Here is a 26,427-nt window from a genome sequence, read left to right as displayed (position 1 = left end):
AACCAGCGCGGGATCGACTGGCAGTTCACCACCGACGACGCCCGCACCCGACTCCGCCACCTCTACCCCAAAGATTAGAAGCGACGGTCTACTAGAAGGGCTTCGTCTCCGCTGCGATCTCACCGAGGATGTCGCTCAACGGCCGGGCCGACTGCGCGCCCACTGCCGTCGCCTGACCGGGAGGCACGGTCTCCGCGATGTCCGTCCCGGCACAGGTCACCCGCGACGCCGGGAGGATCCCCGACACCAGGTACTTGTTGACCAGCGTGTCGACGCAGCTGTTGCGGCGCAACGCGTAGTGACCGTGCTGGCCGTCGTTCGACACGCTGATCAGCGGCTGGCTCAGGTGCTCCGCCATGACGCGGCCGTTGGCGAGCGGGGTCTGGGTGTCGCCGTCGGAGTTGACCACCAGGCCTGCCGGGTACTTGCGGGTGATGGCCGGGATCTTCTCCGGGCGCTGGAAGGCGCGGAACGTGCAGTTGGTCGGCGCCATGTAGTCGACGGTGCCGCCGTACGGGTTGGTGTCGCGCCAGCGCTTCATGTCGTTGTAGTAGGTGTTGACGTCGGAGAACCAGTCCCACTCGCACACCACGGCCTGGAAGGTGCCCGGTGAGGTGGGTTCGATGTCGCCCTTCTTCAGGGCGGCCACGATCGCGGAGGCCTCTGCCGGGTCCGCGGCGCCTGCCTTGATCGAGGCGATGTGGCGGGAGAACGCGGCCCACGAGCGGCGGTAGCGGGTGGCGCCTGCCGCGTAGTCGAAGGAGGTCACGTCCGCGTAGCCGCCGTGGGGGCCGGTCTTCAGGCGCGCGGCGATCGCGTCCAGCTCACCGCGCACCGCTGCGGGGGTGGTGCCGAGGCCGTAGGTGCCGTTGCGGGCGGCGGTCCACTCCGTCCACTTGCGGAGGTTGTCGGTGATCGCGTCCACCACGTCGACGTCCTGCTCGTGCCACGTCTTCAGCGGGTCCAGGGCCGAGTCGAGGACGCTGCGGTCGAGGCGCGTGGGGAACATCGAGCCGTAGACGGCGCCGAGCTGCGTGCCGTAGGAGTAGCCGACGTAGGAGATCTTCTTCTCCCCCATGGCCCCGCGGATGACGTCCATGTCGCGGGCGGTGTTCATGGTCGAGATGAACCGGCGCATCTCACCGCCGCCGCGCTGGCAGTTGTCCTCGACCGCGCGGGCGTGGTCCGACCAGTTCGAGAGCTGCGCATCCGTTGGGCGCGAGGGGAACTCGTCGTCCGACGGCGTGGAGATGCAGCGGATCTGCGTCGACCGGCCGACACCGCGCGGGTCCATGCCGATGACGTCGTAGATCTTCAGGACGTCGGTCTGGGCGTTGAACCAGTGCACGGCGCCGAGGCCCGACCCGCCGGGGCCGCCGGGGTTCGTCATCAGCACGCCTCTGCGGCGCGCCGGATCTGTCGCCTTCTTGCGCGAGACGGCGATCTCCAGGTTGCCGTTCCCGGGGTTCTTGTAGTCCATCGGCACGATGACGGTGGCGCACTCGACCCCCGTCGAGGGCGAGAGCCAGCCCGCCGGGCACTCGGCCCAGGCGACGGTCTGCGCGTAGTACTCGTCCAACGGGCCCGGCGCCGCCTGGGCCGTTCCCACCAGGGACATGAACAACGGAGCGACCAAAGCCGCCGCGCCCCAACGCTTCCTCACCGCGTACCCCTCACGATCGTCGGCCAGCGCCAGAACGCTTCCGCAGTCGCCGGTCCGGTCGACACCCCCGAAGGTCGGGTGAAATTCACCGCACCGGCACCATTCGAGACGGCGGCGCGCAAGGCGCGCGGACACCGCGGATGGGGTAGGAAGGGGTATGGATCCGGTCAAGGCGTTGAAGCAGGTGGCCTTCCACCTCGAACGTGCCGGCGAGCCGACCTACCGCGTCCAGGCGTTCCGCAACGCGGCCGCCGTCCTCGCCGACCTCGACCCCGCCGACGTCGAGAAACGGGCGAAGCTCGGCACGCTCACCGATCTCAAGGGCGTGGGCAAGTCGACGGCGGGAGTCGTCGCAGACGCGCTCGCGAACCGCGAGCCGTCGTACCTGGCGAAGCTCCGGCACGTCGACATCACCGGCGGCGAGGAGATGCGCTCGCGACTGAAGGGCGACTGCCACGTCCACTCCGACTGGTCCGACGGCGGCAGCCCGATCCGGGACATGGCCGAGGCGGCCCGCGATCTCGGCCACGAGTTCATGGTGCTGACGGACCACTCCCCGCGGCTGACCGTCGCGAATGGACTGTCTCGCGAGCGGCTCGAGAAGCAGCTCGAGGTCGTCGCGGAGCTGAACGCCGAACTGGCGCCGTTCGTGGTCCTCACCGGCATCGAGGTCGACATCCTCGACGACGGTGCGCTCGACCAGGACGAGGACCTGCTGGCACGCCTCGACGTCGTGGTCGCGAGCGTCCACTCGAAACTGAAGATGCCGCGCGCCGAGATGACCCGCAGGATGGTCAACGCGGTCAGGAACCCGCATGTCGACATCCTCGGCCACTGCACGGGCCGTTTGGTCGTGGGCAAGGGCCGCCCGGAGTCCCAGTTCGACGCCGTCCAGGTCTTCGAGGCCTGCGCCGAGCACGGCACCGCGGTCGAGATCAACTCACGGCCGGAACGCCTCGATCCCCCGCGCCGGCTGCTCAGCCTGGCCGTCGACGCCGGGTGCACGTTCTCCATCGACAGCGACGCGCACGCGCCCGGCCAGCTCGACTGGCTGAACTACGGCTGCGCGCGGGCGGAGGAGTGCGGTGTCGAGCCGGACCAGGTGATCAACACGAGGAGCGCAGCCCGGCTGCTGTCCGGGTGAGGTGCTCGTACCAGGACACGAGCGGCCCGGTGTCGGCCAGCGCACGGACCAGGGCGACCCGGCACAGGTCGCGGACGGGCTCGGGTTCCCACGCTGCCACCAGGTCGTCCAGCGACCCGAGTGACCCGAGCGCGTACCGCTCCAGCCCGGCGCAGATCGGCACGACCGTCCCGTCCGCCAGCACCACGAGCGGATCGACCCGCACGAACGCCGTGGGATCGGCCCGCAGCAACGCGGCGGACGTGACGTCGAACTGCACCTCGACGGCCTCGTCCTCCGCGACCCGGTTCAGCTCCACCGCCGCGTAGACGAGATCGACCCGGTCGACGCCGTGCGGCCGCACCCGCACCTTGCGGGCGCCTTCGGCCACGGCTTCGGCGGCCAGGCCCCGCAGCATCACCACGTTGTCCGGCACCAGGTCGATCAGCACCGTCACCCGGTGCCCGTCGGCAGCGTGTTCCCCCACCTCGTCCAGCGCGACCACGAGCTCGGCCCCCGGCACGGCCGCGAGCCAGCGAGGGTCGCAGACCTCGACTCCCATGTTCTGATGGAGCGGGCAGCAGGCGGGGAAATACCGATCCGCCCGGCAGTCACCCCCTGGAGGGGTTTTCCCACCGTTCACCCAACCGCCGCCGAACGATCATTGGTGACCGAACCACCGCACCCCTACTCTTCGCGACGGCCCATGTCCGCCCACCACCACAAGGACAGGCATGTCACGTCGCAGGGCTCCTTTGGCCGTGCTCTCCACCGTCATCGTCACGGCGGCCACACTCACCGCCTCCACCGCGGCTCACGCTGCCACCACCACCTTCACGCCCACCGCCGACACCTACGTCGACAACGCTTCCAGCGGCACGAACCACGGCACGTCCGGCCAGCTCGGCATCGACAACTCGTCGATCAAGCGGACGTTCCTCAAGTTCACCGTCTCCGGGATCACCGGCAGCGTCAGCAACGCCAAGCTGCGCATCCACACCGACGACGTCTCCGGCGCGGAAAGCCCCAACGGCGGCACGTTCAGGGCGATGTCCAACGTCAGCTGGACCGAGACCGCGGTGACCTGGAACAACCAGCCCGCGATCGACGGCGCCACGGTCGGCTCGCTCGGCTCGGTCGTGCGCAACGCCTGGTACGAGGTCGACGTCACCGGCCACGTCACGGGCAACGGCACCTACAGCATCGGCATCACGTCGAGCAGCACGGACGGCGCGGACTACGACTCCCGCGAGTCCGGTTCCACCGCACCGCAGCTCGTCGTCACCGACGGCACGATCCCGCCTCCCGGTGACCCGGTCTGGGTCGGCGCGGGCGACATCGCCGACTCCGGTTCCGGCGACACGGCCACGGCCGCGTTGCTGGACAACATCCAGGGCACCGTCTGGACCACCGGCGACAACGTCTACCCGGACGGCACCGCGAGCCAGTTCAGCACCTACTACGAGCCCACGTGGGGCCGGCACAAGGCGCGCACCAGGCCGTCGCCCGGCAACCACGACTACCACACCAGTGGCGCCACGGGTTACTACAACTACTTCGGCGCGCAGGCCGGGCCGTCCGGCCTCGGTTACTACTCCTACGACCTCGGCAACTGGCACATCGTGTCGCTGAACTCCAACATCAGCATGTCGGCGGGCAGCGCGCAGGAGCAGTGGCTGCGGCAGGACCTGGCGGCGAGCACGAAGCCGTGCACCGCGGCGTACTGGCACCACCCGCTGTTCACCAGCGGCGCCAACCACTCCCCCTCGACGGCCACCAGGCCGTTGTTCCAGGCGCTGTACGACGCCAACGCCGACGTGGTGGTCTTCGGTCACAACCACCAGTACGAGCGGTTCGCCCCGCAGAACCCCACGGGCGGGCTGGACAACTCGCGGGGCATCCGGACGTTCGTCGCGGGCATGGGCGGCGCCGGTGCCTACGGCTTCGGCACGATCAAGCCCAACAGCGAGGCCCGCAACACCGGCACCCGCGGCGTGCTGAAGCTGACGCTGCACAGCAACAGCTTCGACTGGCAGTTCGTCCCCGAGGCGGGCAAGACCTACACCGACAGCGGCACCACCACCTGCCACTGACGGACCGCTGGAGGCCGATGATGTACCTGTCCACGATCGACGAACCGAAGTCAGCGAACTGGAAAGGGCTGAGCGGCAACGTCTTCGCGCTCGGCACGGTCAGCCTCATCACCGACGTCTCGTCGGAGATGGTGGCCGCGGTCCTGCCGCTGTACCTGGTCATCGGCCTCCAGCTCAGCCCCGCCGCGTACGGGCTGATCGACGGCGTCTACACCGGCGCCACCACGCTCCTCAGACTCGCGGGCGGCTACCTCGCCGACCGGACGAACAAGCGCAAGGCCGTGGCGGGCTTCGGTTACGGCATCTCGGCGGTGGCCAAGCTCGGACTCCTCGCCGCCGGGAACTCCCTGACCGCACTGGGCTTCGTGATCACCGCCGACCGCGCGGGCAAGGGCCTGCGGACCGCCCCGCGCGACGCGCTGATCACCCTCTCGACGCCCAGCGGCGATCTGGGACGGGCGTTCGGCGTGCACCGGGCGATGGACGGCATCGGCGCGTTCGCCGGGCCGCTGGTCGCGATGGCCGTGCTCGCGGCCTCCGCCCAGTCGTTCGACGCCGTGTTCGTCACCAGTGCCTGCATCGCCGCGTTCGGCGTGCTGGTGCTCGTGCTCTACGTGCGGGACCGTCCGGAACCTCTGGCACGCAAGGAACCTCTCAAGCTCGCGCTGCTCAAGGACCCGGCCGTCCGCCGGATCGTGCTGGCCGCGTCGCTGCTCGGCCTGGTCACCATCGGCGACGGCTTCGTGTACCTGTTGCTGCAGAAGCGCGAGGGGCTGGCGTTCGGCTGGTTCCCGCTGCTCGCCGTGGGCACGAGCCTGGTCTACCTGCTGCTCGCCGCGCCACTGGGCGCACTCGCCGACAGGGTCGGCAGGCTCAAGGTCATGCTGACCGGCTACGGCTCGCTGACCGTCGTCTACCTGTTGCTGCACGGACCGTTGGGCGGCTGGCCGCTCCTCGTGCTGGTGGTGCTGCTCTACGGCGTCTTCTACGCGTGCACGGACGGCGTGCTGATGGCGCTCGCGGGCCCGGTCCTGCCGGAACGCCTTCGCACCACCGGGATCGCGCTGATCCAAAGTGGACAGGCGCTCGCCTACCTCGGCTCGTCCGTGCTGTTCGGTCTCGCCTGGCAGTTCTGGAGCCCCGAAGCCGCCACCCGGATCGCCGCCGTCGCGGTGGTCTGCGCCCTGATCGCCACCGCCGCACTGCTGGGACGCCGCTCGTGACCAAGCGCCTGCTGATCACCCTGACCGCCGCCGTCCTGCTCGGGGGCGTCGCCGCCGGCTACACCGCGCTGTCCGGTGCCGCACCGGACGACGCCGCGCAGTCCGTTCCGGCCGGTGCCGGGCCCCGGCTGATGGTCTTGAGCAACGGCAAGCTCTCCACGGTGTCGCGGACCGACCCGGCCGGGCCGCGGGAGGTCACCGAGCAACGCTGCGACCGCGTCTACTCGGCCGCGGGCACGATCTCCTGCCTGCGGCCGGTCGGAGCGCTGAAGGCGAGCGAACTGGCCGTGCTCGACCGCGACCTGAAGGAGCTCAGGACGGTCCCGCTGACCGGGTTCCCGAACCGCACGCGGGTGTCGGCCAGCGGCCGGATGGTGGCGTGGACGCTGTTCGTCGACGGGCATTCCTACGCCGCCAACGGGTTCTCCACCAGCACGGGCATCCTCGACACGAAGACCGGCACCTTGGTCACGTCGCTGGAGGAGTTCGCGGTCGAGGGCATGCCGCAGCGGCCGGTCGACACGAACTACTGGGGCGTCACGTTCACCGCCGACGACAACCGCTTCTACGCCACCATGTCCACCGGCGGCCACCGCTACCTGCTCGAAGGCGACTTCGCGGCGCGCAAAGTCCGTCCGTTGACCGACGCGGACGACGTCGAGTGCCCGTCGCTCTCCCCGGACGGCACCCGCATCGCCTACAAGAAGGCGGTCGGCGGCGACCCGCAGAAGGGCTGGCGGGTGTCCGTGCTCGACCTGGCGACGCGCCGGACCACCGAGCTCGCCGAGACCCGCAGCGTCGACGACCAACCGGCCTGGGTCGACGACAGGACCGTCGCGTACGGCATCCAGCGCGACGACGGGCTCAACGACGTGTGGTCCGTGCCCGCGGACGGCTCCGGAACGCCCGCGATCCTGGTCCCGGAGGCGAGCTCTCCCGCGCCGATCACCTAGATCGGCAGGATTGGGCAAGAGAGCGGCAGCATCGATCTCCTATCCATCCTGTTCAAGCTGATCTGATGAGTCCATCGCCAGAACAGCAGAACGAACAGAAGGTAGGAACAGATGAGTGTCGAGCACGGTTTCCACGCCACCATGACCGCACGGCCCGGCAAAGGCGACCAGGTCGTCGAGTTCCTCCTCAACGCGCCGTCGCTGACCAACGACGACTGCGTGGTCTTCCTGGTCGGCCGCTCGGCCGGCAACCCGGACGTCGTCCACGTGACCGAGGGCTGGACGACGGCCGAGGCGCACAGCGCGTTCTTCGCCACCGAGGAGGCGCAGGCCCTCGTCGCGAACCTCCAGACCCTGCTCGACGGCGAGTCCACGTACTCCGACGAGCTGCCCGTCGGCGGCAAGGCGGCGTTCTGATGGGCCGCCCCGCGTTCGACCCCGAACTGGGAGCACTTCTCGCCGGCATGCCGCTGGGGACCGAGCTCACCTACGAGCTGGTCCAGCAGATCCGCCAGATGCCGTCGCCACCGTTCAAGACCGACGCCGAACGGCACGACGTCACGCTCGGCGAGATCACGCTGACCGTCTTCCGCCCCAAGGGACTCACCGAGCCCGCGCCGTGCGTCTACTGGATCCACGGCGGCGGAATGGTGATGGGCGACCGGTTCTCGCAGATCGACATCCCCCTGCAGTGGCTGGAAGAGCTCGGCGTCGTCGTGGTCACGGTGGAGCACCGGCTCGCCCCGGAGGCGAACGGGACGACACTCGTCGACGACTGCTACCGAGGCCTCTTGTGGACGGCCGGGAACGCGGAGGAACTGGGCATCGGGAAGATCGTCGTGGCGGGCATCAGCGCGGGCGGCGGCCTGGCCGCCGGAGTCACGCTGATGGCCCGCGACCTGGACGGCCCGGAGATCACCGCGCAGGTGCTGATCTGCCCGATGCTCGACCACCGCGACAACTCCACGTCCAGCACGCAGTACGCCGGTGGCCCCGGGGTGTGGACGCGGGAGATGAACGCGTTCGGCTGGCGCTCGGTGCTCGGCGACCTCGCGGACGTTCCCGCCTACGTGTCACCGGCTCTGGCCGAGGACCTGTCCGGGTTGCCCGCCACGTACGTCGACACCGGGACGGCGGAGGTGTTCCGCGACGAGGACGTCGCCTACGCGTCCCGCATCTGGGCGGCGGGCGGTGACGCCGAGCTGCACACGTGGGCAGGCGGATTCCACGGCTTCGACGCGATCTTCCCCGACGCCGGGCTTTCCGTCCGGGCCAGGCGCACGCGCACCGAATGGCTTGAACGCCGGTTGTCCTAGATCGGGAGGGGCCTCATCCGGTCCGGCATGTGCGCGCGCAGCGTGTCGTGCAACGCCGACACCTCGTCGGCGTCCAGCAGAACGGACCCCGTCTCGCACGCCAGCACCGCCTCACCGGTGCGCTGGTCGGGCACGTACCTCAATGCCACGTCCGGCACCGTGCACGACTCCGCCTGACGAATCGCGGTCAGCAGCTCCGACACCCGTTCGTACCCCAGCCGCGCGCTCCAGAGCGACGCGGCCGGGGGACGGACGAACAACCGGAGGCCTCCGGTGGAGCGGCGAACCTCGACGCACGACAACACCGTCACAACCTCCTACCAAGCCTCAGCAGCGAGACTAGTCAGAGATGTCCGGTTTCAGCGTCGGGTGTCACCCGTTCGGTTCATTGGTAGCAGGGCTTCTCGAACTTGAAGTCCTTCGCCGTCGAGCCGGTGAAGAAGTCCTCCACCAGCGTCACCCCGGTCGGAGCGGCGTCGTCGGGCCGGTAGAGCGTCGACTGGCGGAACAGCCCGTCCTGGGCCGAGGCGGCGAAGTTGCCCGCCCCCGAAGGAAGCATGCCCTCGTAGTCCACCGAGTTGAGCTGGCGCACAGCGGCGAGCACGCCGGCGCGCGTCAGGTCCTTGTTCGAGGCAGCCTTCTCGAGCGCCGCCTTGAGCGGGTACGCCCACACCCAACCGGCGGTGTAGCCGTCGTTCGGCGTCACGCCGGGCAGTGCCGCTCGCATCGCGGTGTGGCCGACGGACTCTGTGCCCCACGACTTCCACGGCGCCGACTGCATGTACAGCGCCTTGATCGCGGGAGCGGCGGGCGACTTCAGCAGACCGGGGTTCCACGTCGGCGAGGTGCCGATGAACTTGCCCTTGAAGCCACGGGCCGCGGCCTGGCCGATGATCACGGCCGCGTCGGTCGGTCCGGTCGTCAGGATCACCAGGTCCGGCTTCTTCGACACCACGGCGTCGATCGCACCGCCCTGGTTGTCCTGGCCGGCCGTGGTGGTCACGTTCTCGAACGTGAGCCCGCGCTTCTCGGCCGCGATCTTCGTGCCGGCCGCCGCGTCGTCACCGTAGTCACCGGCGTTGTGCACGGCCATGACGGACTTCACGCCCATCTTCTCGGTGGCGTAGTCGACGGCGTTCATCGACTCGACGCAGTAGTTCGCGCCGGACTCCAGCACGACCTCCTGGTGGCCCCACAACGAGGTCCAGGACGCCGGCACGGAGACCATCGGGGTCTTCTCGAGGTCCGGCAGGATCGCCACGGTCGTGGGCGAGCCCAGCGTCTGCGTCAGCGCCAGGATGCTGCCCTTGATCTCCTGGTAGACCTGGTTGTGGATCTGCGGGTTGTACTTGTTGTCCTTGACGTACTTGGTGACGTCGACCTCGTAGCCGCCGATGCCGCCCTTGTCGTTGACGCGCTTCCAGAACGCCTTCTGCGAGTCCGTGATCGGCACGGCCAGGGTCTTGAACGGGCCCTCGGTGAGGTCGGAGATGGTGCCGAGGTAGATGCAGCCCTTGGACTTGTCGACGGCGTTGGGACACGCCTCCTTGGTCACGCCGGCGTCGACCTTGATGCCGCCCGCGCCTTCCTGAGGCGCGGCCCCGTCCCCTCCTCGACACGACGCGAGAAGTAGCGCCCCTACGAATATGACTGCAAGTCTCTTACCGGACATGGGGATTCTCTCCTCAGTACGAGAACGGCCAGGTGCGCCAGTAGTTGCGGACGCGGACCCAGATGCCGAACAACCCGCGTGGCTCGACGATGAGGAACACGATGATGAGCACGCCGTAGAGCACGGCTTCCAGCTGGAAGACCGTGATCACGCCGGTCGCGTCACCACTGATGAACGGCAGCACCGTGGGCAGTTCCCTGGTGATGCGTGGCAGCAGAGTGATGAAGAGCGCGCCCATGACCGCTCCGGAGATGGTGCCCGCGCCGCCGATGAGCACCATCGCGATGTACTGCACTGACAACAACAGGTTGAACGAGCCGGGATCGAAGAACCCGTTCACCACGAACAACAACGCGCCCGCGACACCCGCGTAGAACGAGGACACCGCGAACGCCAGGACCTTGTACCTCGTCAGGTCGACGCCGATCACCGACGCGGCCAGGTCCCGGTCCCGCACCGCCGCGAACGCCCGCCCGACGCGCGAGCGCACGAGGTTGCGCGCCAGCACACCGAAGATCACCAGCAGCACGAACATCAGCAGGTACAACTGCTGTGCCGCCGTGAACAGCGCGCTGTCCTGGTCCAGCCGCACCCCGAACAGCTCGGGCACCGCGGCAGGCCTGCCGACACCGGGCCCGCCGGTCAGCGACGTCCACTCCCGGAACACGTGCTCTCCCAGGAAGACCAGCCCCAGCGTCACGATCGCGAGGTAGAGCCCTCGCAGCCGCACCGCCACCGGCGCCACCAGGACGCCGAACAACGCGGCCACCAACCCCGACGCCAGCAGCCAGACCGGCAGCGACGTGATGCCGAACCCGATCACCCGCCCGTCCTCGGGGCCGGACAGCGCCGCGGCCGTGTACGCACCGATCGCGAGGAAGAACGCGTGCCCCAGGGAGACCTGGCCCGCGTACCCCGTGACGATGTTCAGCCCGATCGCGCCGATCGCCGCCACGAACCCGGTGGCGAGCAGCTGCAACAGGTCGTCGGTGATCATGAACGGCAGGACCAGCGCGAGCACGACGAGACCGCCCGACCACGCGCGTTTGGGACGCGTGTTCAGGAAACCCATGTCCTGCCCATATGAGGTGTACAGCTCAGGACGACCCTTCACAGCCGCTCCACCTCTTTCTTGCCGAAGAGCCCGTACGGTCTGACGAGCAAGACGAGCAGCATCAACGCGTACGGTGCGACCAGCCCGAAGTTCGGTCCGAGCCACGGCGCGAAGTCGCCCTGGTAGGTGCCGAACAGCGACTCGACGACCCCGACAGCGAGTCCGCCGACCACCGCGCCGCCCAACGACTCCAGGCCGCCGAGGATGATCGCGGGCAACGCTTTCAGCGCCACGATCCAGAGTTGCTGGTCGACGCCCGCGCCCGTGGCCACGAACACGCCGGCGAGTGCGGCGAGCCCGCCCGCCAGTGCCCACGACAGCGCGAACACCGATCCGACCGAGATGCCCTGTGCCAGCGCGACTTCCTGGTCGTAGGCCACCGCCCGCATCGCGAGCCCGATCCGCGAGTACCGGAAGAACAGGAACAGCAACGCCGTCACGACCGCGGTCGTCGCGATCATCACGAGGTAGCGCTGCTGCACCTCGGCACCCAGGAAGCTCACCGTGTTCAGGCCCCACGGGTCACCGACCTGCCGCACGTCCAGGCCGATGAACGCGTTGGTGACCACCCTGACCACGACGTCCACGCCGATGGTGATGATCGCGACCACGAACACGGGTTTGCCGACCATCGGCCGCAGCACCGTGCGTTCCACGCCCAGCGCCAGCACCGCGATCACCACGGCGGCGACGAGAACCGCCCCGACGAACGACACGGCCGGCGAGAGGTACGAGACCAGCACCGCGCCCGCCAGCATGAACGCCGGCTGCGCGAAACTGATCACCTGCGTCGACTTGTAGATGATCACGAAGCCGAGCGCGAGCAGCGAGTAGATCGACCCGGTGCCGAGACCCCGGATCAGCGACTGGAGAAACTCATCCATACATGCTCTCCACGAGGTCGTCGAACATCTTGCCCAGCGCGGATCTCTTGACCTTCTGGGTCGCGGTCAGCTCGCCGTCCTCGTGGTCGAGCTCCTTGGGGAACATCCGGAACTTCTTGATCTGCTCGACCGTCGCGAACTTGCCGTTCGCCTCGGTCACGATGCTCTGCACCAGTTCCAGGACCTCGGGTTTCTCGGACAGGTCCCGGTAGGTGGTGTAGGTGATCCTGCGTTGCTGCGCCCAGTGGCCGACCGTCTCGTACTCGATGCCGATCAACGCCACGAGGTAGGCCCGCTGGTCGCCGATCACCACGGCCTCCTTGATGTACGGGGAGGTCTTCAGCGCGTTCTCGAGCTCCGACGGCGCGATGTTCTTGCCGCCCGCGGTGATGATGATGTCCTTCATCCGGTCGGTGATCTTCACGTGCGTGCCGTCGACCCACTCGCCGACGTCACCGGTGTGCAGCCAGCCGTCGTTCAGGACCCGTTGGGTGGAGTCGGGGTCCTGCCAGTAGCCCGCGAACGTGCCGCCGTGCCTGGTGAGGATCTCGCCGGTCTCCTCGTCGATCCGGAGCTCGGTGCCGGGCTGCGGCTCGCCGACGGTGCCGATCTTGACCCGGCCAGGCCGGTTTCCCGTTGCCACGGCGGTGTTCTCGGTCATGCCGTAGACCTCGTGCATCGGCACCCCGATGCCCATGAAGAACTTCAGCACGTCCGGCGCGATCGGCGCGGCTCCGGAAGCCGCGTACCGGACGTGCCGCATGCCGATGCGGGCCTTCAGCGCGCGGAAGCAGAACAGCCACCCCAGCGCGTAGATCAACCGGCTCTTGCCCGTGTGCTTACCACCGTTGTGCACCAGCGTTTCGCCGATGACCTCGGCGCGTTTGAGCCAGAACCGGGTGGTCGTGCGCTTGAGCCGGGACGCGGACGAGACGCTGATCGTGACGCCGGCCAGCACCTTCTCCCAGATGCGGGGCACGCCGAACAGGATCGTCGGCTGCACCTCGCGCAGGTTCGCCTGCACCGTCTCGATCGACTCGGCGAAGTGCACCTGCACGCCGCTGGCCGCGCTGAACCACGTCGTGAAGATGCGCTCGGCGACGTGGCACAAGGGCAGGTAGGACAGCGTGACGTCGGCGGAGGACGGGGGTGGCGAGGTGAAACCGCCGCCCTCCACCAGCACGTGGACGGCGAACTCGACGTTCGCCACGGTGAGCATCGCGCCCTTCGGCGGCCCGGTGGTGCCCGAGGTGTAGATCAACGTCATGACGTCGTCAGGTTCGACGGCCGCCATGCGTTCGGTGAGCTCACCGGGGAACGAGTCGCGGTGCTGGGCGCCCAGCGCCAGGAAGTCGTCCCAGGCCAGCAGTTTCGGGTTATCGTAGCGGCCCTTGATGCCGCGCGGCTCGACGTAGACGATCCATTCGAGGTCGGGGGTGTCCTCCAGCACCAGCAGCGCCTTGTCGACCTGTTCCTGGTCCTCGGCGATCAGGATCCGCGAACCCGAGTGGGACAGCAGGTAGGCGACCTCGGACGCCGGGTTGGTCGGGTAGAGCCCGACGGTGATGCCCCTGGCGGCGACGATGCCGAGGTCGGCGTAGAGCCACTCGCGCCGGTTCTCGGAGTGGATCGCCACCCGCTCCCCCGGCTGCAGGCCCAGCGCGAGCAGCGCGTGGCCGACCAGTTCGACGTTCGCCCAGTAGCCGGACCAGGTGACCTCCTGCCAGATGCCGAAGTCCTTGGCCCGCAGGGCGATCTGGTCAGGCGTGCGCTCGGCCCTGTCCTTCACGCGCGTGACGACGGTTGTCGTTGTCATGGCGTCACGCTCTTGTGCTGCTCGCCGAGGTACGCGCGGATGACGTCGGGGTCCTGCTGCACCTCCGCGGGCGTGCCGGTGCGGATGGGGCGGCCGAAGTCCATGACCATCACGCGGTCGGCCAGGTCCATCACGAGACCCATGTCGTGCTCCACCATGATCATCGCGATGTTCAGCTCCTCCCGGACGTCGAGGATGAACCGGGCCATGTCCTCGGTCTCCTCGACGTTCATGCCGGCGACCGGCTCGTCGAGCAGCAGGAGCTTCGGCTCCATGGCCAGCGCCCTGCCCAGCTCGACGCGCTTCTGCACGCCGTAGGGCAGCAGGCCGACCGGGTACCGGCGCCACTGCTCCAGTTCGAGGAAGTCGATGACCTGCTCGACCGCTGCCCTGTTCTCCAGCTCCTCGGCACGAGCCCTGCCGAGCCAGAAGAACGCCGACAGCGCGCCGTACCGCATGTGGTTGTGGCGGCCGAGCATGAGGTTGTCGACGACGGTGAGGTGCGAGAACAGCTCGATGTTCTGGAACGTGCGGGCCATGCCCTGCGCGGCGATGCGGTGGGGCCGCATGCCGATCAGGTCCTGCCCGCGGAACCGCACGGTGCCCTGCTGCGGCCGGTAGACGCCGCTCAGGACGTTGAAGATGGACGTCTTGCCGGCGCCGTTCGGGCCGATGACGGCGAAGAGCTCGCCCTCCTCGACGCTGAACGACACCCCGTCGACGGCCACCACACCGCTGAACGAGAGCCGGACGTCCTCCACTTCCAGCACGCTCACGACAACCACCGCTTCCTGCGCTTGTAGTGCTTGACCGCACGGAACGAGGAGGTGCCGAGGCCGAGGTAGAACTCGCGGATGTCGTCGTCGGCGAGAAGTGCCTCCGCCGGCTTGTCCATGACGACCTTGCCGGTCTCCAGCACGTAGCCGTGGTCGGCGATGGAGAGAGCCATGCTGGCGTTCTGCTCGACCAGCAGGACGGTGGTGCCCTGTTCGTTGATCTTCACGACGAGGTCGCGGATCTGCTGGACCAGCAACGGCGCGAGGCCGAGGCTGGGTTCGTCCAGCAGCAGGTAGGACGGTTCCGACATCAGCGCCCGGCCGATCGAGAGCATCTGCTGCTCGCCGCCGGACAGGTAGCCCGCGCTCTGTCTTCGCCGTTCGAGCAGCCGGGGGAACAGTTCGTAGCAGCGGTCCAGGTTCTGCTTGAGCCGCTTCGGCCTCGCGTGGCCGCCGACCTTGAGGTTCTCCTCGACGGTCAGTTCGGACAGGATCCGGCGGCCCTCCAGAGCCTGTTTGATGCCTCGGTCCGCGATCTTGGCCGGTGAGAGGCGGTGGATCGGTTCACCGTCGAGCATGATCGAGCCCTTGGTGACCTTGCCGTCGTGCACGTCGAGCAGGCCGCTGAAGGCCCTCATCAGGGTCGTCTTGCCCGCTCCGTTCGCACCGAGCAGTGCGACGACCTTGCCCTGGGGCACCTGCAGGCTCACGCCGCGGAGCACCAGCATCACGTCGTCGTAGACGACCTCGAGGTTGTTCGCTTCGAGCACCAGCGCCTCCTAGTGGCCCCTGACATACCGCGCAGTATGCCGCCCGTGAGACTTGGATCACAGAGCGATTTGACCACTGCGGGCGATTTCGTGATGTGCGGGCCGCGAGCGGTTCGACACTCTACGTGACTGTCCACAGTAGACACAGGTTGGATGTGTAACAGCGCGTCGCTCGGGTACTCACCTTCCGACACCAATCGAAGGAGGAGGTTTCGTGACCACCATTGAGAAGTCGGTGGACGTCCATGTGCCTGTGAGCACGGCTTACAACCAGTGGACCCAGTTCGAATCCTTCCCGGCGTTCATGGATGGCGTCGAGAAGATCGACCAGGTCACGCCGACCATGACGCACTGGACGACGAAGATCGGCGGAGTCGTCCGCGAGTTCGACGCGGAGATCACCGAGCAGCACGCGGACGAACGAGTCGCGTGGACCACGGTCGACGGGCCGCAGCAGGCCGGTGTGGTCACCTTCCACCGGATCGACAACGACACGACGCGGGTCCACCTCCAGATGGACTACGAGCCGGAGACCATCACGGAGAAGGCGGGTACCGCGCTCGGCGTGGTGGGCCACCGGATCGAGGGTGACCTCAAGCGGTTCAAGGAGTTCATCGAGAACCGCGGCACCGAGACCGGCGCTTGGCGGGGCGACGTGACGCCGCCGCCGCAGGTCTGATCGCGGTGCACGTTGACGCCAGACCAGCACGCGGCGTTTGAGGAACTCGCCCGCATCAGCCGTGACTCGCCGCGATACCACGTGATGCGGGACCGGCTGGTGCGCGAGTACCTCCCCCTCGCCCGGCACATCGCCCGCCGCTTCAGCGAACGCGGCGAGCCCATGGAAGATCTCGCGCAGGTGGCGGCGGTCGGACTGATCAACGCCATCGACCGGTTCGACGTCTCACGGCAGACGGACTTCCTGTCCTACGCCGTGCCGACGATCACCGGCGAGGTGCGGCGTCACTTCCGCGACCAGTGCTGGGCGGTGCGCGTGCCCCGCAGGTTGAAAGAACTGTGCGATTCCATCGACGGCGCGACCGCCGAGCTCTCGCACCGGACCGGGCGGTCTCCGACTCCCTCGGAGATCGCCCGGCACCTCGGGGTGTCGCTCACCGACGTCTACGAGGGCCTGCGGATCGAGAAGAACATCGCGTTCGCGCCTCTGGACTCCCTGGAGAGCTCGACCGTCGACGATCCAGCGCTGGAAGGCGTGGAGATCCACGAGGCCCTGCAGCCGATGCTGCGGGGCCTTCCGCGCCGTGAGCGGACGATCGTGGTCCTGCGCTTCTTCGGCAGGCTGACCCAGACGGAGATCGCCCGCCGTGTGGGCATCTCCCAGATGCACGTGTCACGGCTGCTCACCAAGTCCCTGGAGCAGCTGCGACACGATTTGCTGGCCGAGGAGTGAAATGAACGAGCGGGAATGTCCGGTCCTGGCGATACTGGGTTCATGAACCGGTTGCGGTGGCCTCAGAAGCTGGCGATCGGCACTGGCGCACTGCTCGTGCTCTGGGGCGTGGCCGGGTTCTTCGTGACCGGCTTCTCGTCGTTCGCGGGCGAGGCCGATACCTGGGTTCTCGGCCTGCGCGTCAACCCGCTGCAGAACGTCATCCACCTGGTCTTCGGCGCCGCCCTGCTGTCCGCCGTGCCGCGCCTGAAGGCGCTGAGCGGTACCGGCCTGCTGCTGGCGGTGCTGTTCCTGGTGATGTTCGGGCTCGGCCTGGCCCGCTACGACGGCGAGGTCGTGAACTTCCTCAACGTCAACCCCGGCTCGAACGCGCTGCACCTCTTCGCCGGGTTCGCCTCGCTGGCGGCGGCGCAGGGCGCGGCGTGGTGCCGCCAGTGCGACCGCGCCGCCGCCGTCAAGCCTGCTTGAGCAGCTTGCGCACCGCCCGTTCCGGGTCGCCCCCGTTGATCACCCGGCCGTGCTCGAACGCCTCCACCAGCCGTGGGTCCACGTAGGACTTCCTCGCCACGGAGGGCGTGTTGCCGAGGTCCTCGGCGACCTCCTTCATGACCGCGCTGACCGCCCGCTTCGACGGCTTGCCCCGGTCACGCAGGGCGTGCGCGAACGCCTGGGCGGCGAAGACCGTGGCGTGCCAGGTGCGCAGGTCCTTCACGCTGAACTCGTCGCCGACCAGCTCCCGAAAGCGTTCGTTGACGTCGTCGGCGGTGAGGTCGAAGACGCGGCAGTCCGGCGTCCGGTCGCGCAGCAACGACCGGACGGCCCCGGCGAGGGCGCGATCGGTGATCTCGTGGTCCACCTGGACGCCGTGCTTGGCGGGGAACCGGAAGCGGACCCGGTCGCCGGTGACCGAGAGGTGCTCGCAGAGCAGGGTCGCGACGCCGTGCGTGCCGTTCTCCTCGGCGTACTCCTCGTGGCCGACGCGGAAGACACCGAGGTCGAGCATTCGCAGCGCGATGGCGAGCAACCGCCTCCGGCCGCGCGACCTCATGTCCTTCTCGATCTGCTCGCGGAACTTGCCGAGCTTCGGGGCGAGCTCCAGCACGCGGGCGAACTTCTCGGTGTCGCGGTCGGCCCGCCACTTCTCGTGGTAGAGGTACTGACGGCGGCCGGCGTCGTCGTAACCGATGGCCTGGATGTGGCCGTTCGGATGCGGTGAGATCCACACTTCGCGCCACGCGGGTGGGATCACGAGGGCCTTCACCCGCTCGACGTCACTCGCGGACAGCGCCCGGCCGTCGGCGTCGAGGTACCGGAACCCCTTGCCGTGCCTGCGTCGCGTCCAGCCTGGACCTGCGGTGATGCTACGCCGCAGTCTCATCTGGCCACCCCGGGATTGATCAGCATGAAACGCGGGTACCCGCTCGCCGATGAATCACTACACGGTCGGTGTGGAACAGGAGTTCCTGCTCGTGGATCCCGGTTCACGGCGGCCGGTGGCACTGGCACCCCGCGTCCGGGAGATCTCGCGCGCGCCGGGAGACCTCGACGTGCAGGGTGAGCTCACGCCGTTCCAGATCGAGATCGCCACCGGTGTCACCTCCTCGTTCGACGAGCTGTCCGAGCAGGTCCGGCTCGGCCGCCGGGTGCTCGTGGACGCCGCCGACGCGGCGGGGTGCCGCCTCGTGGCGACGGGCATGCCGCCGATCGGCGAGGCCGGGCCCCCTCCCGGATCGGATGACCCCCGCTATCACCAGATCGAGTACTCCCATCGACGGCTCGTCACCGGAACGGGTGCCTGCGGACTGCACGTCCACGTCGGCGTCTCCTCGGCCTCCGAAGCGCTGGCGGCGTCGAACAAGCTGCGGGCGTGGCTGCCGACGTTGCTGGCCCTGAGCGCGAACTCCCCGTACTACCAGGGAGAGGACACCGGGTACGCCAGCTGGCGGTCGATGGTGTGGTCGCGCTGGCCGGTGAGCGGACCGCCGCCGCTCTGGCGCGGTCCCGACGACTACGACCGGACCGTCGAGGCGCTGATCAGCTCGGAAGCGTTGATGGACAGGGCGATGGTGTACTGGGACGTCCGACCGTCGGATGATCATCCGACGGTCGAGGTGCGCGTCGCGGACATCCCGCAGCTGGCAACGGAAGTCGCGGTCCTCGCCGAGTTGGTCCGGGCCCTCGTCGTGACGGAACCCTCCGAACAGCGGGTGGACGATTCCGTGCTGCGAGCGGCATATTGGCGGGCGTCGCGCGACGGGGTCGACGGACTGGCCGCCGATCCACACACCGGAAAACTCTCCCCCGCGTTCGACCGGGCAGTGTCGCTCGTGGAGCACGTCGAGGTCGCACTGCGCGATCGCGGCACTCTGTCTACTGTGGAGCAGCAATTGGACTGGTTGCGCCACAACGGCTGCGGTGCCGCTCGGCAACGACGCTGCCCGGACCCCGAGTCCCTTGTGGACATGCTGATCGCCCGAACGCGTGAGGAAACCTGATGCGCCTCCCCGCTCCCCGCGGCCACATGAGCTCAGCCCTGGTCGCAGCGCTGCGCCTGCCGCCCCCGCCGCGGCCCGCGCTGCTCGTCAGCGGCGGCACCAGGGAAGCCTGGCAGGACGACGACCTGCAGCTGTCGCTGTGGATCTGCTACGAGCTGCGGATGCGCGGCTTCGACGACGTCGCCACCGGCTGGGAGGACCACCCGGCGCTGGCCCAGTTCCACGCGGCGCTGGAAGCCCGCTGGGAAGGGGCGCTCCGGTCGTTGACCGAGGTCACCTCACCCGTCGCGCTGCCGGACGAGGGGCTTTCGGAACTGCGCCGCCACCAGGCGTTCTGGCAGCCGCGCAGCGAGATGCGCTCGGTGCTGCGCGACATCCAGGGCGACGCCTACGGCACCCGCTCCGAACGCACCCATTCGGTGCTGTTCACCGTGACGCTGCGCGACCTCGACCCGTTCTCCGGTGTGGACGAGATGCCCGCACCGACCCTCGCGCTGGCGAACGCGCTGTCGTTGTTCGGCCTGCACCGCCGGCTCGTCGGGGCCCTCGTAGGCTTCCTGACGGCGGTCGACACCATCGGCGGTGACCCGTTCGCGCAGCTGCTGCCCGTCCAGTGCCCGCCGGAGGACGTCCGCCTCGGCTTCACGGCGTGCCACGAACTGCACGCCCGCCTCACCCAGCACGTCCACGCTTCCCTGCAGGCGGGTCGCACCTCCCTGAGGGGCCGTCGACCGCCGGTTTCCAGCCGGGTTAACGTGGGGTGCTGACCGCTGACTAAGGAGATCACGTGCCTGACCCCACTGCTCTGGCCACCGTGGTCGTCGACCGGCTCGCCCCCGACGTCGTCGTGCTGCGCGTGTCCGGTGAGCTCGACACCACCTCCAGTGGTTCGCTGACCGGCCCGCTGGACACCCACGTGACGGAAGGCCTGCGAGCCGTCGTCGTGGATCTCGGCGGCGTCCGGTTCCTGGGGTCCGCCGGGCTGGAGGCCCTGGTCCTGGGACAGCAGCGCGCGTCGAAGGCCGGCGTCGAGTTCGTGGTGGTGGCGTCGACCCGCGCGGCGTTGCGACCCATCGAGGCGACCGGGCTGGACGCGGTGTTCACCATCGTGAAGTCGGTGGACGAGGCGACGCAGCGCTTCTCGTCCTGATCACCAGGGCGGGGTGCCCGTGGCGTCGAAGTAGCCGCCGGTCGGCCCGTCCTGTCCGATCTGCGCCATCCGCACGATGGCGCCGGTGTCCTGCTCGACGGCGTTGATCCGCATCCGCGGGAACGCCTTCGCGTACTGCACCGTGACGATGTTGACCGCTGCCGCGGACGGCGAGTCCTGGGGGCCGCTGACGTTCACCACGACGGCGGCGGCGGACCGTTCCAGCAGCGGCAGGTAGGTCTGCAGGATGCGCGCGGTGCTCTCGACGGCGCCCTCGAACGTCTCCTGCGCGGCTCCGCCGGTGTTGACGAGCACGTCCAGCACGTCGAGCGCGTCCAGGGACTCGGCCGAGGCGCCGTCGAGCGGCGCGAACCGGACGGTGTGGCCGGCGCGGACGAGCCGGCGGGCGATCTCCGCGTCCTCGTCCGCCCCGGTGATCAGCACAGCAGCCATGCCGTCCACGCTAATCCTGGCCGATGTCCTCGTACCAGAGCTCGGGGCGTTCGGCGATGAACGCCGTCATCAGCTCGACCAGCCGCGGGTCCTCGACGACGGTGATGCCGACGCCGTGCTCCGCCAGCCAGTCGTGGCCGCCGTGGAACGTCGTGGCCTCGCCGATCAGCACGTGCGAGATGCCGAACTGGCGGACCAGGCCGCTGCAGTACCAGCACGGCGACAGGGTCGTGACCATCGTCGTGCCGCGGTAGCTCCGCTGGCGGCCGGCGTTGCGGAAGGCCGACGTCTCCGCGTGCATCGACGCGTCGTCGTCCTGGACGCGGCGGTTGTGGCCCCGGCCCAGCAGACGGCCGTCGCCGTCGAAGAGTGCCGCGCCGATGGGGATCCCGCCTTCGGCGAGCCCCATCCGCGCCTCTTCGACGGCGACGGCCAGCATGTCGGAAGCAGCAGTCATGCGTTCGACGCTACTTCGTCTTGAACAGCTTCACCGTCATCGACGTGCCGCTCTGGCGGAGAACCTTCAGGCCGACACCGGCGGCGGGCAGCTTCACGCCCGCGTTGGGCTGTTCGGCGAACCAGAACTGCTTCGTGTCGTCGAAGGTCGGTTGCGCCGCCGCGCCGCGGACGTAGGACGCCTTGCCGTTGACGTGCAACGTGAAGGAGTCCGACTTCTGCAGCGAGAACGGCGCGTCGTACCCGCTGACGGACGGCGACCAGCGCTGCCCCTCCAGGTTGTAGAGCGGGGCCGGGTTCGCGTCGATCGGCAGGATCAGGCCCTCACCGGGGTGCTCGCTGACGTTGTTGTCCAGCAGGCTCGTGTTCCACAACGACACCAGCAGGCCGTCCTGGTACGGGAAGTGCTCGACGAAGTCGGGCTTGTCCGGGAAGCTGTACCGGTACGGGCCGGTCTTGTTGTACTTGCCGTACGACTCGTACGTGCGGTTCGACGCGATGTAGAACTGGTCGAACGTCTTCGTCTCCTTGCCTTCGGTCGCGCGGAAGCCACGCGGGGTCCAGAGGCCGGCGGTCTCGCCGCCGTCCGTCAGCACCGGCGCGCCGTCGGCGGTCACGGTGATCGAGTCGGCGAAGAAGCCCTGCAGCGCGAGGGCTCCGTCGGTGCGGTAGGCGAAGCGCAGCTTGGTGTTCTTGCCCGCGTACGCGTCGAGCGGCACGTTCACGTCGACCCACTGGCCGTCCGATGAGCTGCTGATCGCGGGCGAGTCGCCGGAGTCGCGGGCGAACGGCCGACCACCGGCCGTGCCGTCGAGCTGCGTCCAGCTGCCGTCCTCGTTGGACGCTTCGACGTAGAGGTAGTCGTAGTCGGCCTCGATGTCGAAGCGCGCCTTCACCGTGAGCGACGCGCTGGTCTTGCCGCGCAGGTCCAGCGGAGCCGTCATGGAGTGGTCGAGGTCGTTGCCCTTCTCGCTCCACCACATCTTGCTGCCTGCGAAAGGAGCCCCGTAGTCGAAGTTCTTCGAGATGTCCGGCAGCACGACCACGAGTCCCTGCGCCTTGGCGCTGTTGTACTCGTGCGGGCCGAGCTCGAAGACGCGTTCCTGACCGGCGACCGCGACCTCGTAGTCGAGCCAGCCGAGCTGCAGCTTGTCCCACGCGGAGAACTCGTTGGCACGCTCACCGGGAGCCTCGCCGGGTGCGTTGACCCGGTTCTGGGCCATGATCGACCACCAGTTGACGCCGTTCGCGCCACCGTTGGTGTCGTAGTGGTCCGGCAGGCCGAGGTCGTGGCCGTACTCGTGCGCGAAGACGCTCACGCCACCGTTCTCGGGCTGCACGGTGTAGTCGCCGACCCAGAGGCCGGTGTCCCCGATCTGCGCGCCACCGAGCTTGTTGGTGCCGGGACCGGACGTGTAGTTCTTGTACGCGTACCCGCGGTGGCTCCAGAGCGCGTCCTCACCCTGCAACGGGTCGCCGTCGGCCTGGTCACCACCGGCGTGCACGATCTGGAAGTGGTCGATGTACCCGTCGGCCTCGTTGAAGTCGCCGTCGGAGTCGTAGTCGTAGCGGTCCCACTGGTCGTACTCGGCCAGCGACGCCTTGATCTGCTCGGTGGTCTCACCGGCGGCCTTCTGGTCGGCGACCCACTGCGTGACGGCGTCCTTGATGAGCTCACGCGAGTTGTTGCAGATGTTGTCGTTGCACGGGTAACCGTTGCTGCGGCCGTAACGCGCCTCGTTGTACTGGACCTTCACCCAGTCCGTGACGAGCCCGTCGACCGTGTACCTGCCGCTCGACTGCCTGTCGTAGAAGTTCGCGACGGAGTTGGCGTCCTTCTTGCGGCTGAAGTAGAGGTCCTGGAAGTACTTCTGGCTGAAGTCCTGGCGCCAGATCGTCGTGTTGTCGACGGCGCGGTCCGGCTCCGGGATCTGGTTGTGCACAGGCCCGTCGAACCGCTGCGGTCCCGGAGTGGCCGGGTTGGTGTCGCGGTCGGGGTAGTCGGGGTGCCGCTCGTCGCCGAACTCCGTGAGGATCACGAAGATCTTGTCGGTCTTCTCCCGCTTCAGCTCGACGTACTGGTCCTTGTCCTTCTTCCTGCCGACCTTCGCGACGGTGCTGGTCCCCCGCTTCTCGGTCGGCTTCTGACCGGTCAGCACGTCGGCGAGCGCCTGCTGCTTCAACGCGCGGCGCTTGACCTCCAGCTCGTGCGGCTGCTCGTCGGACTGCCGCGTCTCCTGCTTCTCGGGCTGCGCGGGCGGCGTCGCGGTCGCCGGGGCGACCATGCCCGCGGTGATGAGCGCGAGCGCCGCTGCTCCCGCCAGAACTCTTCGCACTTGTAGTTCCCCTCTCGGAATCCGGAGCGGACGCTACGTACCGGTTCGGTGGCTCGACACGTCCGAAGGTCGGGACTAAACAGACATGTCGTGGACGACCGCGGGCCAGGCTGTTCCCGGTGCTCGCCGGACTCTCGTTCCTGATCTGCGCCGTGCTGTCCTTTGTGTACTTCCGGCGTGGAATCGAGGTGCTGGGCGCCGGGGAGACCTGAGCGCTGGTGCTCGCGGTGCTCGGCTCGCTCGTCGTCGTGCTCGTGGTGGCCGGCCTGAGCCAGGTGGTCCGCCTGAACCTGGGATGCCTCGCCATGTTCGGCTGCCTCGTGCTGGCGTCGGCGTTGCTGGCCGGCCACTACCTGGGTCTTGAGCACGATCGCCGGGGCTGTTCGGGTAGCCGCCGCGATGGCGGCTGCGGAGCGGCGGCGGTAGCTCACCAGACCAGCAGTGGCGGCTCCTCGAACCCGGCCGGCGCCTCCCGGACCCGTTGCACCAGGGTCACTTCGGCGGCAGCGCTTCCACGAACTCGCGACACCGCGCGATCCACCCCTCCAGCGACTCGTCCTCCGCCACGGCCTCGCCGTCGACGGCCACCCAGCCGTTCATCGGCCGGCCGGTGAAGTCGAAGACGCGGGCGCCCGGCTGGGCCAGCGCGTCGGCCTGCGCCTCGGGGCCCACGCGCGCTATCAGGTCGGAGCCCAGGACTCCGACCAGCATGTTTCCGCGCCACAGGAACACAAGGCTGCCGAACATCTTCTTCGTGTTCAGGTCCGGGAGGTCGCCCAGCGACTCGCCCAGGCGGTGGGCCAGGCCCTCGTCGTACGCCATGCGCTGAATACTGTCTCAGCGAGTTGCCAGGCGCCTCTCAGATTCGTGTGGCTTCATGGACATACAGGACATAAGGAGGCCATCTTGTTCGGCTTGGTCGGCTGGCTGCTCTATTGGCTCTTGACGCTGTTCATCCTCGTGATGATCGGCCGGATGATCGTGGACTGGGCGGTCACCTTCCAGGCGCGCGGTGACTGGGTGTGGAAGGTGCGCCGGGTGACCCACGGTGTCACCGAGCCGGTGCTGGCGCCGGTGCGCAAGGTGTTGCCGCCGGTGCGGTTCGGCGGGTTCGGGCTCGACCTGGCGTTCACGCTGGTGTTCATCGCGGCGCTGATCCTCAGGTCGGTCGTGTCGTGAGGACGCCGGGGTTGAGCAGGCCCTGAGGATCCAGCGCGGCCTTGGCACCGGACAGGGCCGCGCCGAAGACGTCCGGCCGCTGGCGCGTGTACCAGGGCATGTGGTCGCGGCCGACGGCGTGGTGGTGCGTGATCGTGCCGCCCGACGCGATGAGCGCCTCGGAGACCGCGGCCTTGATCTCGTCCCACTGCGCGGTGAGGCTGCCCCAGCGGCCCGGCGCGTAGATGCCGTAGTACGGCGCGGGGCCGTCCGGGTAGACGTGGGTGAAGCGGCACGTGACGACGCCGATGCCGCACACCTCCCGCAACGCCCTGGTCGCCGCCTCCGTCACCGCCGCGTGCAGTCCGGCGAAGCGGTCCCAGGTGCAGGCCGTCTCGAACGTCTCGGTGATCATCGCGTGCTGCGCCATCGCGTCCCGCTGATAAGGCATGCGCAGGAACGACTTCCGCCACTGCCGCGCCGCGCCCTCGACGACCTCGCCATCACCGCAGAGCTCGAGTGCCCGCGCGAGCTTCGCGTCGACCGGGTGGTCCGCGGACTCGAAGGCCAGCACCAGCACGGAGGACGGCGACCCGGCGTTGAGGAGCGCCTCCGCCGGGTCCAGCAGACGGCAGTTCGCCGGGTACAACCCGGACTGCGCGATCAGCCGGGTCGCCTCGACGGCCCGTTCCCACGACGCGAACCGCACCGAGGCCCCCGCGCGGTGCACGGGCGGCGCCTGCAGGCGCATCCACGCCTCGGTGATCACGCCCAGGGTCCCTTCGGAACCCAGGAAGAGCCGGTCCGGCGACGGCCCCGCGCCCGATCCCGGCAGCCGTCGCGACTCACTGATCCCTTGCGGTGTAACGACCCTGAGCGACTCAGTCAGGTCGTCGACGTGCGTGTAGAGCGTGGCGTAGTGGCCGCCCGCACGCGTGGCGAGCCAGCCGCCGAGCGTCGAGAACTCGAACGACTGCGGGAAGTGCCGCAACGTCAGGCCGTGCGGCTTGAGCTGCGCCTCCAGCGACGGCCCCAGCACCCCCGCCTGGACGCGGGCGGCACGGCCGGCCGGGTCGACCTCCAGCACCTGGTCCAGGTGCTGGAGGTCCATCGTCACGACGCGGTCCAGGTCACTCGGCTCGACGCCACCGACCACGGAAGTGCCGCCACCGAAGGGAATCACCGCCACGTCGTTCGACCCGCACCAGTCCAGCACGTCGGCGACGTCCTGCTCGGTGCGCGGCCGGGCGACGGCGTCGGGCAACGGCCCGACGTCACCGGCGAGGTTGCGGGTGACGTCGCGGTAGGCCTGGCCGCGGGCGTGCGCGAGCCGGTCGACCGGATCGGTCGAGTAGATCTCGCCCGGCGGCTGGACGCGGGACTCCGGCACCTCCAGCGAGGCCAGGTCCGGCGGCGAGTGCAACGTCAGGTCCGCGTCCGGCAGCACCGCCCGGACCCGGTCGACCAGCGCACGGCGTTCCTCCGGGGTGACGGCGTCCTCGACGTTGCCCCAGCCCCACCACGACCTCGTTGTCATGACGAGCAACCATAAGCGAAACGCTGAC

28 protein-coding genes are annotated in these 26,427 nt (G+C 68.8%); 13 read left to right on the top strand and 15 right to left on the bottom strand.

The window, feature by feature from the left end:
• Positions 1-91 precede the first annotated feature (91 nt).
• On the bottom strand, positions 92-1,663 hold the full coding sequence (locus tag DFR72_RS44495; protein ID WP_143087013.1) for an alpha/beta fold hydrolase: 1,572 nt from the start codon (positions 1,661-1,663) through the stop codon (positions 92-94).
• A gap of 157 nt (positions 1,664-1,820) precedes the next feature.
• On the opposite strand from DFR72_RS44495, the gene DFR72_RS44490 reads away from it, so the two are divergent.
• On the top strand, positions 1,821-2,807 hold the full coding sequence (locus DFR72_RS44490) for a PHP domain-containing protein (RefSeq protein WP_090074018.1): 987 nt from the start codon (positions 1,821-1,823) through the stop codon (positions 2,805-2,807).
• Here the strand turns inward: DFR72_RS44490 and DFR72_RS44485 are convergent.
• A complete protein-coding gene (locus tag DFR72_RS44485) occupies positions 2,770-3,348 on the bottom strand; it encodes a hypothetical protein (protein WP_090074020.1) in 579 nt (192 codons plus the stop codon). The genes DFR72_RS44490 and DFR72_RS44485 overlap by 38 nt on opposite strands.
• Positions 3,349-3,520: 172 nt before the next feature.
• On the opposite strand from DFR72_RS44485, the gene DFR72_RS44480 reads away from it, so the two are divergent.
• The 5 genes from DFR72_RS44480 to DFR72_RS44460 all read left to right on the top strand — a co-directional run bounded on the left by DFR72_RS44480 (position 3,521) and on the right by DFR72_RS44460 (position 8,371).
• Positions 3,521-4,879 (top strand): CBM96 family carbohydrate-binding protein, encoded by a 1,359-nt coding sequence (locus DFR72_RS44480; protein WP_090074023.1) that lies wholly within the window; start codon positions 3,521-3,523, stop codon positions 4,877-4,879.
• Between the two features lie 20 nt (positions 4,880-4,899).
• Complete coding sequence (locus tag DFR72_RS44475; RefSeq protein ID WP_090074153.1) at positions 4,900-6,102, top strand: MFS transporter; 1,203 nt, start codon at positions 4,900-4,902, stop codon at positions 6,100-6,102.
• On the top strand, positions 6,099-7,055 hold the full coding sequence (locus tag DFR72_RS44470; RefSeq protein WP_090074025.1) for a TolB-like translocation protein: 957 nt from the start codon (positions 6,099-6,101) through the stop codon (positions 7,053-7,055). Before DFR72_RS44475 ends, DFR72_RS44470 begins: the two co-directional genes overlap by 4 nt.
• A gap of 111 nt (positions 7,056-7,166) precedes the next feature.
• Positions 7,167-7,472: a putative quinol monooxygenase gene (locus DFR72_RS44465; RefSeq protein WP_090074027.1), complete on the top strand. Its 306-nt coding sequence runs from the start codon at positions 7,167-7,169 to the stop codon at positions 7,470-7,472.
• Positions 7,472-8,371, top strand: a complete 900-nt coding sequence (locus tag DFR72_RS44460) for an alpha/beta hydrolase (protein WP_090074029.1) — start codon at positions 7,472-7,474, stop codon at positions 8,369-8,371. Before DFR72_RS44465 ends, DFR72_RS44460 begins: the two co-directional genes overlap by 1 nt.
• On the opposite strand, the gene DFR72_RS44455 is transcribed toward DFR72_RS44460, so the two are convergent.
• The 7 genes from DFR72_RS44455 to DFR72_RS44425 all read right to left on the bottom strand — a co-directional run bounded on the left by DFR72_RS44455 (position 8,368) and on the right by DFR72_RS44425 (position 15,406).
• A complete protein-coding gene (locus DFR72_RS44455; protein WP_090074032.1) occupies positions 8,368-8,682 on the bottom strand; it encodes a hypothetical protein in 315 nt (104 codons plus the stop codon). The genes DFR72_RS44460 and DFR72_RS44455 overlap by 4 nt on opposite strands.
• A gap of 74 nt (positions 8,683-8,756) precedes the next feature.
• Positions 8,757-9,926, bottom strand: a complete 1,170-nt coding sequence (locus DFR72_RS44450; RefSeq protein WP_211335811.1) for an ABC transporter substrate-binding protein — start codon at positions 9,924-9,926, stop codon at positions 8,757-8,759.
• Positions 9,927-10,056: 130 nt separating this feature from the next.
• A complete protein-coding gene (locus tag DFR72_RS44445) occupies positions 10,057-11,157 on the bottom strand; it encodes a branched-chain amino acid ABC transporter permease (protein WP_090074036.1) in 1,101 nt (366 codons plus the stop codon).
• Positions 11,154-12,041 (bottom strand): branched-chain amino acid ABC transporter permease, encoded by an 888-nt coding sequence (locus DFR72_RS44440; RefSeq protein WP_090074039.1) that lies wholly within the window; start codon positions 12,039-12,041, stop codon positions 11,154-11,156. The genes DFR72_RS44445 and DFR72_RS44440 overlap by 4 nt, the downstream gene beginning before the upstream one ends.
• Positions 12,034-13,857, bottom strand: a complete 1,824-nt coding sequence (locus DFR72_RS44435) for an AMP-dependent synthetase/ligase (RefSeq protein ID WP_090074041.1) — start codon at positions 13,855-13,857, stop codon at positions 12,034-12,036. The genes DFR72_RS44440 and DFR72_RS44435 overlap by 8 nt, the downstream gene beginning before the upstream one ends.
• Positions 13,854-14,633, bottom strand: a complete 780-nt coding sequence (locus tag DFR72_RS44430) for an ABC transporter ATP-binding protein (protein ID WP_090074044.1) — start codon at positions 14,631-14,633, stop codon at positions 13,854-13,856. The genes DFR72_RS44435 and DFR72_RS44430 overlap by 4 nt, the downstream gene beginning before the upstream one ends.
• Positions 14,630-15,406, bottom strand: a complete 777-nt coding sequence (locus tag DFR72_RS44425; RefSeq protein WP_372511499.1) for an ABC transporter ATP-binding protein — start codon at positions 15,404-15,406, stop codon at positions 14,630-14,632. The genes DFR72_RS44430 and DFR72_RS44425 overlap by 4 nt, the downstream gene beginning before the upstream one ends.
• Positions 15,407-15,617: 211 nt before the next feature.
• On the opposite strand from DFR72_RS44425, the gene DFR72_RS44420 reads away from it, so the two are divergent.
• From DFR72_RS44420 to DFR72_RS44410, 3 genes are read left to right on the top strand one after another with little or no spacing between them, the layout of a single operon-like run.
• Positions 15,618-16,082: an SRPBCC family protein gene (locus DFR72_RS44420; protein WP_090074048.1), complete on the top strand. Its 465-nt coding sequence runs from the start codon at positions 15,618-15,620 to the stop codon at positions 16,080-16,082.
• A gap of 12 nt (positions 16,083-16,094) precedes the next feature.
• Positions 16,095-16,814: a SigB/SigF/SigG family RNA polymerase sigma factor gene (locus DFR72_RS44415; RefSeq protein ID WP_245984091.1), complete on the top strand. Its 720-nt coding sequence runs from the start codon at positions 16,095-16,097 to the stop codon at positions 16,812-16,814.
• Between the two features lie 42 nt (positions 16,815-16,856).
• Positions 16,857-17,282, top strand: coding sequence for a DUF4383 domain-containing protein (locus tag DFR72_RS44410; RefSeq protein WP_170176683.1), 426 nt, complete (start codon positions 16,857-16,859; stop codon positions 17,280-17,282).
• On the opposite strand, the gene DFR72_RS44405 is transcribed toward DFR72_RS44410, so the two are convergent.
• A complete protein-coding gene (locus tag DFR72_RS44405) occupies positions 17,269-18,192 on the bottom strand; it encodes a DNA topoisomerase IB (RefSeq protein ID WP_090074052.1) in 924 nt (307 codons plus the stop codon). The genes DFR72_RS44410 and DFR72_RS44405 overlap by 14 nt on opposite strands.
• Before the next feature lie 49 nt (positions 18,193-18,241).
• Between DFR72_RS44405 and DFR72_RS44400 the strand changes: the two genes are divergently transcribed.
• From DFR72_RS44400 to DFR72_RS44390, 3 genes are read left to right on the top strand one after another with little or no spacing between them, the layout of a single operon-like run.
• On the top strand, positions 18,242-19,309 hold the full coding sequence (locus DFR72_RS44400) for a carboxylate-amine ligase (protein WP_090074053.1): 1,068 nt from the start codon (positions 18,242-18,244) through the stop codon (positions 19,307-19,309).
• Positions 19,309-20,076, top strand: coding sequence for an iron-containing redox enzyme family protein (locus tag DFR72_RS44395; protein WP_143087014.1), 768 nt, complete (start codon positions 19,309-19,311; stop codon positions 20,074-20,076). The genes DFR72_RS44400 and DFR72_RS44395 overlap by 1 nt, the downstream gene beginning before the upstream one ends.
• A gap of 20 nt (positions 20,077-20,096) precedes the next feature.
• Positions 20,097-20,459, top strand: coding sequence for an STAS domain-containing protein (locus tag DFR72_RS44390; RefSeq protein ID WP_090074058.1), 363 nt, complete (start codon positions 20,097-20,099; stop codon positions 20,457-20,459).
• Here DFR72_RS44390 and DFR72_RS44385 read toward each other — a convergent pair whose 3' ends face one another.
• The 4 genes from DFR72_RS44385 to DFR72_RS44370 all read right to left on the bottom strand — a co-directional run bounded on the left by DFR72_RS44385 (position 20,460) and on the right by DFR72_RS44370 (position 24,526).
• Positions 20,460-20,912, bottom strand: coding sequence for a Rossmann-fold NAD(P)-binding domain-containing protein (locus tag DFR72_RS44385; protein ID WP_090074157.1), 453 nt, complete (start codon positions 20,910-20,912; stop codon positions 20,460-20,462).
• A gap of 10 nt (positions 20,913-20,922) precedes the next feature.
• Positions 20,923-21,369 carry a nucleoside deaminase gene (locus tag DFR72_RS44380; RefSeq protein WP_245984086.1) on the bottom strand — a complete coding sequence of 149 codons (447 nt, stop codon included), beginning with the start codon at positions 21,367-21,369 and terminating at the stop codon, positions 20,923-20,925.
• A 10-nt stretch (positions 21,370-21,379) separates the two neighbouring features.
• Positions 21,380-23,704, bottom strand: a complete 2,325-nt coding sequence (locus DFR72_RS44375) for an immune inhibitor A domain-containing protein (protein WP_090074062.1) — start codon at positions 23,702-23,704, stop codon at positions 21,380-21,382.
• Between the two features lie 492 nt (positions 23,705-24,196).
• On the bottom strand, positions 24,197-24,526 hold the full coding sequence (locus DFR72_RS44370; protein WP_090074065.1) for a TfoX/Sxy family protein: 330 nt from the start codon (positions 24,524-24,526) through the stop codon (positions 24,197-24,199).
• 84 nt (positions 24,527-24,610) lie between these two features.
• Between DFR72_RS44370 and DFR72_RS44365 the strand changes: the two genes are divergently transcribed.
• Entirely contained in the window at positions 24,611-24,883 is a 273-nt protein-coding gene (locus DFR72_RS44365) for a YggT family protein (protein WP_030476244.1), read from the top strand.
• Here DFR72_RS44365 and DFR72_RS44360 read toward each other — a convergent pair.
• Positions 24,864-26,399, bottom strand: a complete 1,536-nt coding sequence (locus DFR72_RS44360) for an FAD-binding oxidoreductase (RefSeq protein WP_090074067.1) — start codon at positions 26,397-26,399, stop codon at positions 24,864-24,866. The two genes, DFR72_RS44365 and DFR72_RS44360, sit on opposite strands and share 20 nt — an antisense overlap.
• Positions 26,400-26,427 lie beyond the last annotated feature (28 nt).

The sequence above is a fragment of the Lentzea flaviverrucosa genome, from assembly GCF_003350445.1.
Lineage (GTDB): Bacteria > Actinomycetota > Actinomycetes > Mycobacteriales > Pseudonocardiaceae > Lentzea > Lentzea californiensis.
Note: the sequence above shows the minus strand (reverse complement) of the source record. Positions and strands in the feature narration are given on the sequence as shown.